Genomic DNA, 869 nt, shown 5'->3' with positions numbered 1-869 from the left:
CCGACCGGGTCGACCGCTCTGGACGTGGCGCTGGGAGTGGGCGGCCTGCCGCGCGGCCGGGTGGTGGAGGTCTACGGGCCGGAGTCCTCCGGCAAGACCACCCTGACCCTGCACGCGGTGGCCAACGCCCAGCGGATGGGCGGCACGGTGGCCTTCGTCGACGCCGAGCACGCGCTGGACCCGGAGTACGCCAAGCGGCTGGGGGTGGACGTGGACTCGCTGATCCTGTCCCAGCCCGACAACGGCGAGCAGGCGCTGGAGATCACCGACATGCTCATCCGCTCCGGGGCGCTGGACCTGATCGTGATCGACTCGGTGGCGGCGCTGGTGCCGCGCGCGGAGATCGAGGGGGAGATGGGCGACTCGCACGTGGGTCTGCAGGCGCGGCTGATGAGCCAGGCGCTGCGCAAGATCACCGGCGCGCTCAGCCAGTCCAAGACGACGGCCATCTTCATCAACCAGCTCCGCGAGAAGGTCGGCGTGATGTTCGGGTCGCCGGAGACGACCACCGGCGGGCGGGCGCTGAAGTTCTATGCCTCGGTGCGGCTGGACATCCGCCGGATCGAGACGCTCAAGGACGGCACCGATGCGGTGGGCAACCGCACCCGGGTGAAGGTGGTCAAGAACAAGGTGGCGCCGCCGTTCAAGCAGGCGGAGTTCGACATCCTGTACGGGGTGGGGATCAGCCGGGAGGGCGGGCTGATCGACATGGGGGTGGAGCACGGCTTCATCCGCAAGTCGGGTGCCTGGTACACCTATGAGGGCGATCAGCTGGGGCAGGGCAAGGAGAACGCCCGTAACTTCCTGCGGGACAACCCGGATCTGGCCGACGAGATCGAGAAGAAGATCAAGGAGAAGCTCGGCATCGG

Annotated in this window: 1 protein-coding gene; it reads left to right on the top strand. The window is 68.5% G+C overall.

Annotation, left to right across the window (positions count from 1 at the left end):
• Positions 1 to 869: recombinase RecA (gene recA / locus ACW69E_RS27715; RefSeq protein ID WP_457501030.1), on the top strand; the 869-nt coding region annotated here is incomplete at both ends.

This window comes from Streptomyces sp. SS8 (assembly GCF_054072955.1).
The sequence above is the reverse complement of the archived record's forward strand: the minus strand, read 5'-3'. Positions and strand labels throughout refer to the sequence as shown.